This is a genomic window from Virgibacillus sp. JSM 102003 (assembly GCF_041949995.1).
GTDB lineage: Bacteria > Bacillota > Bacilli > Bacillales > Amphibacillaceae > Lentibacillus.
Genome location: NZ_JBHFQH010000031.1, coordinates 1 through 1,777 on the forward strand (window position 1 = coordinate 1; position 1,777 = coordinate 1,777).

Sequence of the window (1,777 nt, forward strand, 5' to 3'; positions counted from 1 at the left end):
AATAAGTCTTACGGTGTGATGTCAAGTGATAAATACAAATGAATTGGAAATTTCTTTGCGTATTTCTCTAAAAAAAACCATACTGAACTAAACCTCCAGTTATTTGTAAAATACTGGAAGTGTAATCAAGGTTATCGATGAAGGATTGCCTTATCGCGTCACCTTCTTATTCGGCGCATAGATTTGATCGTTGCGGAGCAGCGCATCGATCAGGCGCACCAGTTTTCTTGCCGTTAAGACGAGGGCACGTTTGTGTTGGTGCTTTTGCACCTCACGAAATTTCTTGTTGTAAAAGGCGCGATAATTAGGTTCTTGTCGGCGCACCTGGTTGGCAGCCTCAATCAGGTAATACCGGAGATAACGATTGCCTGTACGCGCGAGTTTTTTGTCGTCTGCCTCATAGTCACCAGATTGACTACGTGGCCAAAACAATCCCGCAAACTTGGCGATGGCCGCCTGATGGTCAAAACGGTCAATGTCGCCAATTTCAGCGAGAATCCCAGCACAACTAACGAAACCAAGTCCTGGAATCGTTTTAAGGGTATTTGGAATTCCATCCAGGACACGGGCAATAGCTTTATCCAAATCCTTGATTTGGCGTTGTAAGTGCCGGATGATTTCGATGGAACTACCCAGGATAAGGTCAATAGAATCTTCCACACATTTGGAAAGACGATAAGAGGATCGAGCTGCTTTTTGGATGGATGCAGCTAAATCCTCCGGGTCACTAAAACGACCCCGGCCTTTAGCTTGAAGATATCCAGCTAAATCTTCTAAAGGCATTTGGGCAATTTCATCAAGGCTATAGGCTTCAAGCAAAAATTCTGTAATGGCATGACCAAAGGCTGATGTATCTACTTCAAGGTTAAAAGCACTGCACTTAAAAAACAGGTGATTTAAAAACACTTGTTTTTCACGGGTTAGGCTTTGAATCAAGTGATAGCGCATCCGTGTTAACCGTTGAAGGGCAAGAAATTGTTCCGATTGAATTAATGATTTGGGCAATCGCCCAAAACGAAGGCGATCGGCAATCACCCAAGCATCTTTGGGATCGGTCTTGTCCATTTCGGAATAGGCCTTCTTGAAGTTTTTCACCAGTTTTGGGTTGATGGTAAAAACCTTCGTTGTACGTTGGTTGAGAGTATCATCCTGGTGAAAGAATAATGCCGGATGCCAACTGTAAACCGAGGTGGCTTCCATACCAATATGAATGGGATCTTCTGCATTGGTGTATTCGAACATCATATCACGCAATGCGGTAGCACCAGGAAAATCATTCTTGACCTTACGGGTGGCTAAGGTTTCTCCCATCGAATCCATCAGACAGGCTTCAAGGTCTTTTGAGCTTACGTCAATACCGACAAATAGGGTCATATAGGTTCCTCCTCTCTCTTTAAGGATCGGGTGGGATCGGATGCCTCGGGATACCCCCAGATGGCTTGCCGATCAGTCAGCCTCGCGTATGAGAACTCATCCGGTCCATGGGCTGCCTGGAACTGCTCGAAATCCAGCATGGGAGTCCGGAGGGACAGCTTACGGGTTAGACGTTCAAACAAGAACCTGGGGATGCAGACTTATTAAGTAGTCGGGCTACTAGGGGGATTAGCATTACCCCAAACGATCCTAAGACCATTATCTAGGAATATCCCGAAGCATCCAAGTCCCGAAATTTGTATTCCGGGCTAGCCCGGAATACAAAACTAAGGATTCATTTGTCAAGGAACAAAACCTTACTGGAAATTGACATCAACTGTGATTCAAAACTTATTATACGAGG

At 44.9% G+C, this 1,777-nt stretch carries 1 protein-coding gene; it reads right to left on the reverse strand.

The window, feature by feature from the left end:
• Positions 1-150: 150 nt before the first annotated feature.
• Positions 151-1,374 (reverse strand): IS110 family RNA-guided transposase, encoded by a 1,224-nt coding sequence (locus tag ACE1TG_RS19640; RefSeq protein WP_375054084.1) that lies wholly within the window; start codon positions 1,372-1,374, stop codon positions 151-153.
• Positions 1,375-1,777 lie beyond the last annotated feature (403 nt).

Bases quoted from the DNA above. Each gene is read 5' to 3' on its own strand.
- ACE1TG_RS19640 (WP_375054084.1), bottom strand. From the start codon at position 1,374: ATGACCCTATTTGTCGGTATTGACGTAAGCTCAAAAGACCTTGAAGCC.